Source organism: Enterococcus sp. DIV0660C (assembly GCF_017316125.1).
Lineage (GTDB): Bacteria > Bacillota > Bacilli > Lactobacillales > Enterococcaceae > Enterococcus_B.
On record NZ_JAFLWA010000038.1, the window covers coordinates 46,924 to 60,091 of the forward strand.

Consider the following 13,168-nt stretch of genomic DNA (forward strand, 5'->3'; position numbering starts at 1 on the left):
ACAAATGGATGACAGTTTACCGAAACCAAAGGGACAAGAGAAAAGTAACAGTTTGCTGAAACTATTATCTATCTGTTTTCAGCTCACTTATGTAAAAATACTTCTCTCTTGACCCGAAAAATAGGAAAAACAGTACAGTAAATGTCTGTTTTTCTGATACAAGGGAGAGATTGACAATGGAAAAAAAGAAAGATACGCAAAAATTATATGCAAGTTTTGCACAAAAAAGCGAACGTGCATTATTCGACTTATTCCATAGCAGCGAAAAAGGAATGGGTACAGAACAAATTGAACAATCAAAAGCACTCTACGGAGATAATACGATTTCATATGGAAAGAAAACACCTTTTTTAATTGAAGTATTGAAAGCTTATATTACACCATTTACTTTAGTACTAATTGCTTTAGGGATTATTTCGTTTATTACAGAATATTTATTACCAGCTCCAGGTGAGAAGGATTTATTCGGCGTAATTATTATTTTTAGTATGGTAATTGTGAGTGGGACAATGACCTTGATTCAGTCAGTTCGTTCAAATCAAGCAGCTGAGAAATTAAAATCATTAGTAAAAGTGACAGCCGCTGTCAAGCGACAAGGTAAATACCAAGAGATTCCAATGGAAGAAATCGTTTGTGGTGACTTGGTACGATTATCTGCGGGTGATATGATTCCTGCAGACATGCGATTACTCTCTGCAAAAGATTTATTTATTTCTCAAGCAGCTTTGACAGGCGAAAGTTATCCTGTCGAAAAAAATGCGTTAGTTGCAACGGACGGGAGTAAAAATGAAACAAGTTATGAAAATCTAGCGTTTATGGGAAGTAATGTAATTAGTGGAAGTGCCACAGGAATTATCGTAGCCGTGGGAAACCAAACGTTGTTTGGTCATGTAGCACAAACGTTATCTGAAAAACCAATCAAATCAAATTTTGAATTGGGTATCCACAAAACATCAATGCTATTGATTAAGTTTATGGCATTGATGGCCCCAACTGTGATTGTCATCAATGGATTGACTAAAGGAGATTGGCTAGAAGCGTTCTTATTTGGACTATCTGTTGCAGTTGGTTTAACACCAGAGATGTTGCCAATGATCGTGACAACCAATTTGGTTAAGGGCGCTAGCGTGATGGCAAAAAAAGGAACAGTTATCAAAAATTTGAGTGCAATTCAAAACTTTGGCGCGATCGATATTTTATGTACAGATAAAACAGGAACATTAACTCAAGATAAAATTATCTTAGAATATCACATGAATTGTGAAGGTGCTGAAGACGACCGAGTGTTGCGTCATGCATATTTAAATAGTTATTATCAAACGGGTTTGAAAAATTTGCTTGATGTCGCAATTATTGATGAAGCTGAAGAAACACTTGATACAACCAATACTCGTTACAGAAAAATAGATGAAATCCCATTCGATTTTGAACGTCGTCGAATGAGTGTTGTTGTAGAAGATATAACAGGCAAGACACAGATGATTACCAAAGGCGCGATTGAAGAAATGTTGAGTATTTCTAAATTTATCGATTTAGAAGGAGACGTTACACCTTTAACGAAGGAAAGAAAACAGGAAGTTTTGGAAAAGGTAACAGCTCTTAATGAAGATGGATTACGCGTAATTGGTGTGGCACAAAAAACAAATCCAAGTGTAGTTGGAGAATTCTCGGTTAAAGATGAATCAGATATGGTGTTGATTGGTTACTTAGCATTCCTTGACCCACCAAAAGAAACAACGAAACAAGCACTACAAGCATTGAAGGATCACGGAGTAGCTGTTAAAGTGTTAACTGGAGATAACGAACTAGTAACACGCTCTGTTTGTCGCCAAGTTGGTTTAGAAATCGATGAGCTAATTACCGGTGAAAAAATTGCTTCTATGGATGATCACCAACTTTCACAAGTCGTTGATGAAAATGATGTTTTTGTAAAACTAAACCCACAACAAAAAGCACGCTTAACTACAGCGCTTAGAAATAATGGACACACAGTTGGGTTCTTGGGAGATGGCATTAATGACGCCCCTGCGATGAAAGTAGCAGATATTGGTATTTCAGTTGATACAGCTGTTGATATTGCAAAAGAATCAGCAGATGTCATCTTATTAGAAAAAGACTTGATGATTTTAGAACGTGGACTTTTAGCTGGTCGCGAAACATTTGGTAATATTATGAAGTATATCAAAGCGACGGCTAGCTCAAATTTTGGAAATATGTTTTCTGTTTTGATTGCTAGCACCTTTTTGCCATTCTTACCAATGTTACCTTTACAAATTTTATTCTTGAATTTAATCTATGATGTTTCTTGTATTTCATTACCATGGGATAAAATGGATCCTGAATATTTAGTAAAACCTAAAAAATGGGAAGCTTCAAGTATTGGCAAGTTCATGGTGTATTTTGGTCCAACAAGTTCTGTCTTTGATATCACAACGTATTTATTGATGTATTTTGTTATTTGTCCAGCAGTTGTTGGAGGAGATTTCCATACATTGAATGGCGCACAACAAGTAGTATTCATCGCCTTGTTCCATGCAGGTTGGTTTGTGGAGTCACTTTGGTCACAAACTTTAGTATTACATGCGTTACGTACACCAAAATTACCGTTTATCCAAAGCAACGCAACTTTTGCTATGACAGCAATCACTACGTTAGGAATTGTCGTGGGTTCTGTTTTGCCATTCACAAGTTTTGGCGCAGAATTAGGTTTGATGCCATTACCAGGTAGTTATTGGATTTGGTTAATCGTAACTGTCTTAGCTTACTTAACACTGGTTACGGTAGTTAAGAAATATTATATCCATAAATTTGGCGAATTGTTGTAATTCAAAAATTAAGAAAAGCACAAGCATGTGGAACAGTTTTTCTCAAGAAAAATTTCTACAACTGCTTGTGTTTTTTTAATTTCAATCAAGTTACAAAACGTTACTGGAATGTATCATTTTTAAAATTCCCTTAAGACGAGTATATTTTTTTGTTAAAATAAAAGTTAGTTGATACATACATCAAATAAAAATACGCGGGAAAAAGGAGAAAAAATGAAAAAAACAAATTTTTTACTTAGTGTAATAGTACTAGGCGGAATCGTTTCAACTGCTACTCCTGTGAGTTTTGCAGATGAAACTGGAGTGAGCAATGAAACAGTCGTTCAATCAACAATTAACACATATGAGGATGCGATTGCTACAACTGAGACACAAAACAGCACAGCCACAACTCAAACAAGTCCTATCACAGGTACCACTGAATCAACTACTGTGGAATCAAGTGAAGTAGTTGATTCCACAGTGGAGGAAACAACACCCGAATCAGAAGAACCATCTACTGAAACACCAGAAGCTACGGAAACGGTGGAGAATCAGTTGGATGATGGAGAGGTACTTGTTCACACCACCCAAACAGATCTTTCGCAATTTGAAGTTTCTGTTGCTTCACGCTTTGCACGTTCATCATCAACTACACAACAGCAATTCATTGATAGCATAGCACCTTCTGCAAGAACGCTAGCAAGCCAAAATGATTTGTATGCTTCTGTTATGATTGCTCAAGCGATTGTGGAAAGTGGTTGGGGAAAGAGTCAATTAGCTTCGGCACCAAATTATAATTTATTTGGAATCAAAGGTAGCTATAATGGGCAATCTGTTACCTTTCCAACAGCGGAATTTGTGAACGGTCAGTGGATTACAGTAAATGCTGCATTTAGAAAATATCCATCCTACAAACAATCATTAGAAGATAATGTTCATATTTTAAAAACAACTTCTTTCCAAGCAGGAACTTATTATTATTCTGGTGCGTGGAAAAGCAATACAAAATCTTACAAAGATGCGACTGCTTGGTTAACAGGACGTTATGCGACAGCACCAAATTATGCGTCCACTTTGAACAACGTGATTGAAACATACAATTTAACGCAATATGATGAAAACCAAGCACAAGTTACTACCTCACCAATGTATCGTTTATATAACCCAAATACCGGTGAACACTTGTATTCATTAAACGAAGGTGAAAAAAATAATTTGCCAAAATATGGCTGGAAATATGAAGGTGTAGCTTGGTTGGCACCAAATAGCGGCACAAAAGTTTATCGTATGTACAATCCATACAGTGGCGATCATCACTACACGGCTGCTCAATCAGAAATCAATTTCTTGAAGAAACTAGGCTGGCGCTATGAAGGGCTAAGTTTTTATTCTGGTGGTTCAAAGGCTATCTTGCGTTTGTTCAATCCAAATGAAAAAACAGGAACGCATCATTACACCATGAGCACGAAAGAAAGAGATTACTTAGTGAAATTAGGTTGGCGCTATGAAGGAATTGGATTTTACGGTAATTAATAATTAGGTAATCAGGCAGAGAATTTCATGAACAAAGAAATGGCTTTGCACGTCTTGGACAAATAAAAAGTAATAAGAAATCATTGCTTAGAGATAGAGTGCGTAAGTGCTCTGTCTTTTTTTGATTTGAAATGAAAAAAATAGAATAATTTTCGTGAAACTTACAAGCGTTCGATGATTTTATCAATAAATCATGCTAAACTAAGGTTATTGTTTTTTGAAAGGAAACGTGGGGAAATGAAAGGCGCAATATTTGATTTAGATGGATTATTAGTTGATAGTGAAAGAGCTTATCGTGATGGTTGGGTTTGGGGCTTTGCACAATTTGGGATAGAGGTTCCACGAGAAATCGTTAATGCTTGGGGTGGAAAAAACTGGAAACAAAGTTTTGATATTTTAGTTCAATTAGCTGGTAGCCCAGAAAAAGTGCAAGAAGTACGAGCAAAACGAGAAGAATTTTTTTATGAAAAACTAACGACTGGAGAAATCCAGCTTAAACCATATGCCAAAGAAGCATTGAGTTATTTAAAAGAACAGAATTTTAAACTTGGTTTAGCAACGACAACTGTTACTAAAAGAGCGACAGCTATTTTAAATCAATTTGAACTAATGGATTATTTTGATACTTTTACTTTTGGAGATGAAGTATCAGAAAATAAGCCTTCACCAGTACCTTATTTAACCGCATTGGAACGAACTGCATTAGCAGCAGATGAAGCTTTTGCAGTTGAAGATTCATTAGTGGGTGCCACTTCAGCATCGCGTGCGGGCATGGGGGTGTTTCTGATACCTGATTCAAGTTTTGAGCGGAATTATTCGGAAAAAGACAAAGAAAACTTACGAATTATCGAGCAAGGAACAGATTTGAAAGTTGTTATTGATTTTGTGGAAAAAAAAACAGCAGAAAACTCTTAGAAAAAAAGAATGAATTTTATGCTTGACTTTCATTTATTCATCCTGTAAATTAGTCGTCAACAACCAAATATTTTTTTCGATGAAAAGGAAAGTAAACTTGAAGACTGCGTAGAGAGACTCTGGCTGGTGAAAAGAGTTCAGTATAAGAAAAGTTGAAAATGGCCTTGGAGAAAAATTTGTCGACAAGTAGGCAAATTCGGATTCGTTCGACCGTTAAAACGAACACCAATCTCTCATTACAGATGAGACGTTGGGCTGAGGGAAGGAAACTTCCGAATAAAGGTGGTAACACGATACGTCGTCCTTTTACTAGCATTTGCTAGTAAAAGGACTTTTTTTATATATTTTTCGCGATGAAATGGTAAGTACATTTGTAAAATCTTTAACAGAGAGCTTCAGCATGCTGAGAAGAAGCAAGATTAAACTTTTGGAAAATGGCCATTGAGCGATTCACCCCGAGCAAGTTGTAAGGCGGTGACGGCTGCGTCCGATAGCACGCTAGAGTATGTTTGTACTTGAAGAGGAACTGTGTGTGAATGCAGTTCGAACATGAGGTGGTAACACGCAAAAAGCGTCCTCAAGTAAGCGACACTAGTCGTTTGCTTGAGGATGCTTTTTTTTAGTATCGATAAGGGAGGAGAAAGAATGATTGATTTACGAAATATCTCTGTCACTTTTCAACAAAAGGGGCAGGAGATCCATGCAGTAGATTCCGTTAATCTAACGATTGATGAGGGGGATGTTTTTGGTATTGTTGGCTATTCTGGGGCTGGGAAAAGTACGTTGGTTCGGGTAATTAATTTACTTCAATCACCAAGTAATGGCGAAGTTTGGATGAACGATGTGGAGCTAACCAAGCTCTCACCCAAAAAATTACGTGAAAAAAGAAGAAAAATCGGGATGATTTTTCAACATTTTAATTTGATGAATAGTCGGACAATTTTTGATAACGTTGATTTTTCGTTGAAATACACAGGAAAATCCAAACAGGAACGTCAACAAAAAGTGACCGAATTATTAGATTTGGTAGGACTTTCAGACAAAGTCAACGCGTATCCAAATCAATTATCAGGAGGTCAAAAACAACGTGTGGCAATTGCCAGAGCACTAGCCAATGATCCTGAAATTTTATTATGTGATGAGGCAACTAGTGCTTTGGATCCAAAGACGACGCTTCAAATTTTAGCTTTATTGAAACAACTAAACCAAAAATTGGGTTTGACCATTGTCTTGATTACTCACGAAATGCAAGTAGTCAAAGAAGTTTGTAACAAAGTAGCAGTGATGGAAGAGGGGAAAATCATTGAACAAGGAAGTAGCATCCAGATATTTAGTCGTCCGAAACAAGCGTTAACAAAAGATTTTATTCGAACAGCCACACATATCGATCAGGCATTGGAAACAATTACTGCATATCCTGATTTTGCTGAGCAAATAAATGACAAATGGCTAGTGGAATTGTCTTATGTGGGAGAGCAAACTAATGAGCCATTAATTGCACAACTTTACAGTAAGTATCAAGTAACGACCAATATTCTTTATGGAAATGTTGAACTGCTTCAAGATGTCCCGTTAGGAAGTTTGATCGTGACTCTAGCCGGTGAATTAAATCAACGTCAAAAAGCTTTAGACTATTTATTTGAACAAGGTGTGACAGTTCATGTATTAAAGAAAAATGAACGCAGTGAACAAATAAAAGTGATTGAGGGAGGAAGATAGCATGACCAAATTCCTAGAAACATATTTACCAAATGCTTCTGCGATTCCTGATGAATTTATTGAAGCAACAAAGCAGACATTGTATATGTCATTTTGGACAGCATTAATTTCTGGAATTATTGGTATCACGCTAGGTGTGATCCTAGTTGTGACTCGACCGAATGGATTATTAGCGCATCGATTATTCTATGAAATTTTAGATAAAACAATCAATGTTATTCGTTCGATTCCGTTTATTATTTTATTGTCGCTTTTAGCACTTACTACGCGCTTTTTGGTTGGGACGACAATCGGTGCTAAAGCAGCGTTGGTTCCACTAATCGTTGGTGTTGTACCATTTTTTGCTAGACAAATTGAAAATGCTTTGTTAGAGGTTGATCCTGGAGTAATCGAGGCCGCAGAGTCAATGGGGACGAGCCCATTTGGAATCATCGTGCGTGTTTATTTATTAGAAGGATTACCAGGGATTGTCAGAGTATCTGCTTTGACGATTATCAATGTTATTGGATTGACCACGATGGCAGGTGCGGTTGGTGCCGGAGGGCTAGGTAATTTAGCCATTTCTCGAGGGTATAATCGATTCCAAACAGATGTCACGATTGTTGCGACCTTATTGATTTTGCTTTTGGTATTTTTAAGTCAATTTATTAGTAATCAAATTATTAAAAAAATTAGTCATTAATTGGGGGAAAAAGAGATGAAAAAAATTATTCGTTTAGTAGCAGTTGCACTTATTGCTGTAGTTTGGTTAGCAGGATGTAGTAAAGGGTCAGCTGAAACCACTGATAAATCAAAGGAAACAACAGTTAAACTAGGTGTGATTGGCGAAGACACCGATGTTCGGGATGACGTGAAAGATCGTTTGAAAAAAGAAAATATCAATTTGGAATATGTTAAATTTACTGACTATAACCAACCAAATGCAGCATTAGCAGATGGTTCAGTCGATCTGAATGCTTTTCAACATCAATTCTTTTTGGATAACTACAATGAAGAGCATGGAACAGATTTAGTTTCCATTGGAAATACAGTCAATGCACCATTAGGTATTTACTCAAATTCACTCAAAAAAATAACAGAATTGAAAGATGGCGCAAAGGTTGCTATTCCCAATGATGTGACCAACGGTGGCCGTGCATTATTGTTATTACAAACGGCTGGCTTAATCAAAGTAGATGACTCAAAAGGACCAGCACCGACTGTTTCTGATATTACTGAAAACAAAAAAAATCTAGTGATTTCTGAATTAGATGCTTCACAAACGGCACGTGCATTATCTGATGTAGATATTTCTGTCATCAATAGTGGTGTCGCAGTCGATGCAGGATTTAATCCAACGAGTGATGCTATTTTCTTAGAACCTGTTGATGAAAATGCCCGTCCTTATGTCAATATCATTGTTGCAAGAAAAGAAGATGAAAACAATAAAACATATCAAAAAATTGTCGATGCGTACCAAACAGAAGATACAGCTAAAGTAATCGAAAAAACATCAAAAGGCTCAAGTGTTCCTGCATGGAAAACATTTGGGCGTAAATAAACCAGCCAAGACTAAGGGAGGAATTTTTTATGAGTACAACACAAACGACAACATCTGTGAAAGAATTTATTGCTGAAAGATTACCAGAATATCAAGAGCTAGCCTTAACAATCCACGATCATCCAGAAGTTAGCAACTATGAATTTTTTTCTTCAGAAGCATTGATTAAACAACTGGAAAAAGAAGGATTTACTGTTGAAAAAGAAGTCGCGGGTCATCGAACAGGTTTCGATGCTCGTTATGCTTCAGGAAAACCTGGGCCAACTCTTGCTTTCTTAGCTGAATTTGACGCATTGCCAGGCATTGGTCATGCATGTGGACACAACTTATTTGGAACGTATTCAGTATTAGCGGCTAGCGCAGTAAAAGAATGGATTAACGAATTTGGCGGAGAGATTCGAGTCTATGGGACACCTGGCGAAGAAGGCGGCGAAAATGGCTCAGCGAAAGGAAGTTTTGTTCGCGAAGGACTTTTTGAAGATGTGGATGCTGCGCTTTGTGTTCATCCAGCCTATCGTTATGGAAAAACTACTGAATCTTTAGCAAATGATCCAGTTGATATTAAATTTTACGGGGTTGCTTCCCACGCTGCAGGAGCACCGGAAAAAGGGATCAATGCACTTGAAGCGTTGATTCAAGTATTCAACGGGATCAACGGGTTAAGGTTGCATTTGCCAAAGGATGTCAATATTCATGGCATTATTACAGACGGCGGAGTTGCCGCTAATGTTGTACCTGAATATGCAGCTGGACGCTTCTACTTGCGAGCAGCTAACCGTGAAACGTTGAATGAAGTCTATCAAAAAGTTGAAAATATCGTGAAAGGTGCGGCACTCAGCACTGGAACTTCTTATGAATTTGGATTGTTCCAAAATGCAGTAGATGATGTGGTGGTCACTCCTTCGTTTGATGCTCTCTTTTTTGATCATCTTCAAGAATTGGAGATTCCAGATGAAGAGATTGAAACACAACAACGTACAAGCTTAGGTTCATCTGATGTTGGAAATGTTAGTCAGGTAATCCCGACAATTCAACCAACAGTCTCTATTTCTGATTCGTATATTGCAGGGCATTCAACTGAATTTAAAGCAGCAGCAAGAAGCGAAAAGGGACTAGCATCGATTGCGATTGCAGCAGAACTTTTAGCGAAGACAGCACTTGATTTGCTTCAACAACCAGAAACATTAGCCAGAATAAAAAAAGAGCATCAAGAACAGCTTGCGAAGAAGAAAGAACAGGGATCTTCTTTCTAAACTGTTATCTTTTATTTTGAGTGAAGAAAAATAAATCAGATTTTTTTGTTGACAAATTTTTCTTGAGGATGTAAACTTCATGAAAGTCATCTTTTCAACAGTAGTAGCAGAGGTGTTTTGTTCAGAAAGTCGGTGGTTGCTGCGAACCGATCAAGCCTTGTTAACGAATTACATGAAAAGTTCAAACAATAAAATATGTTATTTAAAGTGAAAAACAGATCTGTTTTTAATTAAGGTGGTACCGCGGAGCAATTCGTCCTTAGTTGAAAACGGGTCTTTTTATTTTTAGTCAGAGGAGGAAGCCAAAATGAATTGTGGCGGGATGATTCGATATTATTTCTTTTTTAGTACCTAATATTTTTAACTAAAAAAGGAGAAATTATCATGGAGAAAAAAGCAAATCCGAGTTTTGTAGAAGCAACATTAGTATTAGCAGTCGTCGTATTGAGCATTGCAGTTGGGGTCGTGGGATTGAAAATCTCACCAAATATTGCCATTTTAGCAGCTATCGGGATGGTCATGATTTACGCTGTTGTAAAGAAATACCCTTCAGAATGGTTGCATGAGGGAATTATTAATGGAATCAAGCCAGGAATTATTCCGATTTTTATTTTTATTTTAGTTGGTTCATTGATCGCAGTTTGGATTCAAGCGGGCATTATCCCAACCTTGATGGTGATTGGGTTTGATTTGATCAGTGTTCAATGGTTTGTCCCATCTGTCTTTGTCGTTTGTGCGATTGTAGGGAGTGCAGTTGGTAGTGCTTTTACAGTTATGTCAACGATTGGTATTGCCTTTTTCGGTATCGGAACAACGCTAGGTCTAAGTCCAGCTTTAGTCGTGGGAGCCATTGTTTCTGGTTCTGTCTTTGGAGATAAGATGTCTCCGTTGTCAGAATCAACGAACTTGGCAGCAGCGATTGTCGATGCAGATTTATTTAAACATATCAAACATATGATGTGGTCAACTGTTCCGGCATTCGTACTTTCATTTTTCTTATTCATGTTCTTAGGTCATACGGATAAAGGTGCAAGTCTTTCAGCTATCCGTGAAGTCACAACTACGTTGGAAGCCAATTTTACAATTTCATTTTGGTCATTGATTCCACTTGTTTTAATGTTAGTATGTGCATGGCGAAAGGTACCAGCCATCTTAACCATTTTATTGAATATTGCTGTAGCAGTAGGAATGATTTTTATTCAAAATCCACAAACATCTGTGAATCAATTAGCTTCTGTAATTGAATCAGGATTTGTGGCAAATACTGGGAATGAGCAAATTGATGCGTTGCTAAGCCGCGGAGGAATCGAAAGTATGATGCCGACCGTTGCATTGATCATCTTGACTTTATCTCTAGGTGGTTTGTTAATTGAATTTGGGTTGATTTCAACTGTGATGGATGTTGTTTCTAAGCGAATGACCAGCACACCAAAATTGATTTTTACAACATTATTAACAAGTATTGGGGTCAATGTTTTCATTGGTGAACAATTCTTATCTGTCATTTTACCAGGAAATGCATTTAAAGATACCTTCAAAAAAGCTGGACTTGATCCAACCGTTTTAGGAAGAACACTGGAAGATGGAGGGACAGTTATTAATTACTTAGTTCCTTGGGGGATTGCCGGTAGTTTCGTGGCAAGTACGTTTGGTGTTCCAACGTTAACGTACCTACCATTTGTTTTCTTTAGTTTGTTATCGCCAGTCTTTTCAATGGTGAGTGCTTTCACTGGTTTAGGTATTTCAAAAATTGAAACAGAAGATGAAACAGAATTAGTTTCTGAATAAGAGCGGCATATTTAAAAACAGGAAGAATAGGTCGTGAAAAATAAGATTAGAGGGTAAAATCAAAAGTTGTTGATTTTACCCTCTAATTGTCTAGTAAAGTTGTGGTTCTAAGTGATTAGTTCCAAAAAAAAATGAGTGACTAGCAAAAATAGTTTTTTATATTTTGAAATGAATACAAGCGACATTGAGGAGTTACTTTTTAAACACCATTAAAGTAATTAGAAAAAAGAAGGATGACGAAAGGTTTGTCATCCTTCTTTTTTGTTAGGATTTATCAGATAAAGTTAAAGATTCCTTTGGTTTTCGATAGCTAAAGAAAATAATTAAGTAAAGTAAAGCAGTCAATAAAGTAACACCAAGTATATTGGTCATTAGGATACCAATGAAGATTAACGACAATGCAACTAACGCAAAAAGATTGAGGCTTTTATCGAACAAAGTACCTTTCTTTAGTGAAAGAACAAAAGCAGCAGAAACAATCATCAACCAAATGACTAAAACGGTGTAAGAAAGTGAGCCTGCTAGATAACCAAATAACTCATCACCAACAAAGTAAGAAAGGATGACACCAAGGTAAAGAACGCTGGTACAAAAGAACACTGAACGTTGAGGGACTTGATGTTTGTTTAAGACCGCAAATGTTTTTGCAGCACCTGTTTTATCCTTCAATCGGAAAAAGAGTGTACGTGAAGCTGCATAGACGCCTGAATTGATGGAAGAAAACAAAGCTAAAACGATGACAAAATTGACAATGTCCGCAGCAAATGGAATATTCATTTTTTCAAAAACCATTACGAAAGGGCTGACGTTGCTGTCAGCAAGTGTGTTCCAAGGGAAAATGATCAAAAGTAGAAATAAAGGAATAATATAGAAGGAAACAATTCGTCCCATCACACCTTTGACTGCTTTTGGGATGGCTTTTTTAGGATCGTCTGCTTCACTAACCGTAATAGCAATCAATTCAGAACCACCGTAAGAATAAATCACAACTAATAAAGAATTAATGACCCCTTTCATTCCCTGTGGAGCAAAGCCACCGTGGTTCGTCATTTGTTGTAAGGTGGGGAAAACGCCATGTCCAAACATCTGTTGTCCAACTAAATAAAGTCCGAAAAGAATGAGTGCAATAATGACACTGATTTTAGCAAAAGCTAGCCAATATTCTGTTTCAGCAAAAAGTCGCACAGAATAAAGATTAATCAGTGTTGTGAGGAGCGCTAAAACCAATACGAAGATCCAAGCAGGGACATTAGGAAACCAAAGTTGTAAAAAAGATGCCGCTGCGACTGCTTCTGCAATAATATTGATCATCCATAGTGACCAGTAAACCCAGTCAATAAAGTCGGCAGAGTGATCGCCAAGATAAGGGCGGATCAACCCAGACAAGCCATGTTGGTTCTCACCAGCTAAGACAAGTTTTCCTAAACCAGTCATAACAATAAATAAAACAATCCCACCAATAGCAAATGCTAATAAAACGGAAGGCCCCGCGATGCTGATGGCTTCGCCACTTCCCTTAAATAAACCTGCACCAATCGCGCCACCTAATGCCAGCATTGTAATATGACGTGAACTCATTTGTTTTTTTAATTTTGTATTTTCCATAAATAACC

General features: G+C 37.2%; 9 protein-coding genes and 2 other annotated features. Of the genes, 8 read left to right on the plus strand and 1 reads right to left on the minus strand.

The features are described 5' to 3' along the window. Positions 1–176 precede the first annotated feature (176 nt). The 8 genes from mgtA to nhaC all read left to right on the plus strand — a co-directional run bounded on the left by mgtA (position 177) and on the right by nhaC (position 11,555). A complete protein-coding gene (mgtA, locus tag DOK81_RS10325; protein ID WP_206910582.1) occupies positions 177–2,825 on the plus strand; it encodes a magnesium-translocating P-type ATPase in 2,649 nt (882 codons plus the stop codon). A gap of 213 nt (positions 2,826–3,038) precedes the next feature. After that, positions 3,039–4,340, plus strand: a complete 1,302-nt coding sequence (locus tag DOK81_RS10330; RefSeq protein ID WP_206910584.1) for a glycoside hydrolase family 73 protein — start codon at positions 3,039–3,041, stop codon at positions 4,338–4,340. Between the two features lie 237 nt (positions 4,341–4,577). Further along, on the plus strand, positions 4,578–5,255 hold the full coding sequence (locus DOK81_RS10335) for an HAD family phosphatase (RefSeq protein ID WP_206910588.1): 678 nt from the start codon (positions 4,578–4,580) through the stop codon (positions 5,253–5,255). Between the two features lie 70 nt (positions 5,256–5,325). Then, positions 5,326–5,564 (plus strand) — a binding site (T-box leader). A 35-nt stretch (positions 5,565–5,599) separates the two neighbouring features. Continuing rightward, positions 5,600–5,837: a binding site (T-box leader), on the plus strand. A 63-nt stretch (positions 5,838–5,900) separates the two neighbouring features. Beyond that, positions 5,901–6,974 carry an ATP-binding cassette domain-containing protein gene (locus tag DOK81_RS10340; RefSeq protein ID WP_206910591.1) on the plus strand — a complete coding sequence of 358 codons (1,074 nt, stop codon included), beginning with the start codon at positions 5,901–5,903 and terminating at the stop codon, positions 6,972–6,974. A gap of 1 nt (position 6,975) precedes the next feature. After that, entirely contained in the window at positions 6,976–7,656 is a 681-nt protein-coding gene (locus DOK81_RS10345) for a methionine ABC transporter permease (RefSeq protein WP_206910592.1), read from the plus strand. A 15-nt stretch (positions 7,657–7,671) separates the two neighbouring features. Next, positions 7,672–8,514, plus strand: coding sequence for a MetQ/NlpA family ABC transporter substrate-binding protein (locus DOK81_RS10350; protein WP_206910593.1), 843 nt, complete (start codon positions 7,672–7,674; stop codon positions 8,512–8,514). Between the two features lie 29 nt (positions 8,515–8,543). Beyond that, entirely contained in the window at positions 8,544–9,767 is a 1,224-nt protein-coding gene (locus tag DOK81_RS10355) for a M20 family metallopeptidase (protein WP_206910594.1), read from the plus strand. Positions 9,768–10,151: 384 nt separating this feature from the next. After that, on the plus strand, positions 10,152–11,555 hold the full coding sequence (gene nhaC, locus DOK81_RS10360; RefSeq protein ID WP_206910595.1) for a Na+/H+ antiporter NhaC: 1,404 nt from the start codon (positions 10,152–10,154) through the stop codon (positions 11,553–11,555). A gap of 264 nt (positions 11,556–11,819) precedes the next feature. Here nhaC and DOK81_RS10365 read toward each other — a convergent pair whose 3' ends face one another. Continuing rightward, a complete protein-coding gene (locus DOK81_RS10365) occupies positions 11,820–13,160 on the minus strand; it encodes an amino acid permease (RefSeq protein WP_206910596.1) in 1,341 nt (446 codons plus the stop codon). Positions 13,161–13,168: the final 8 nt, after the last annotated feature.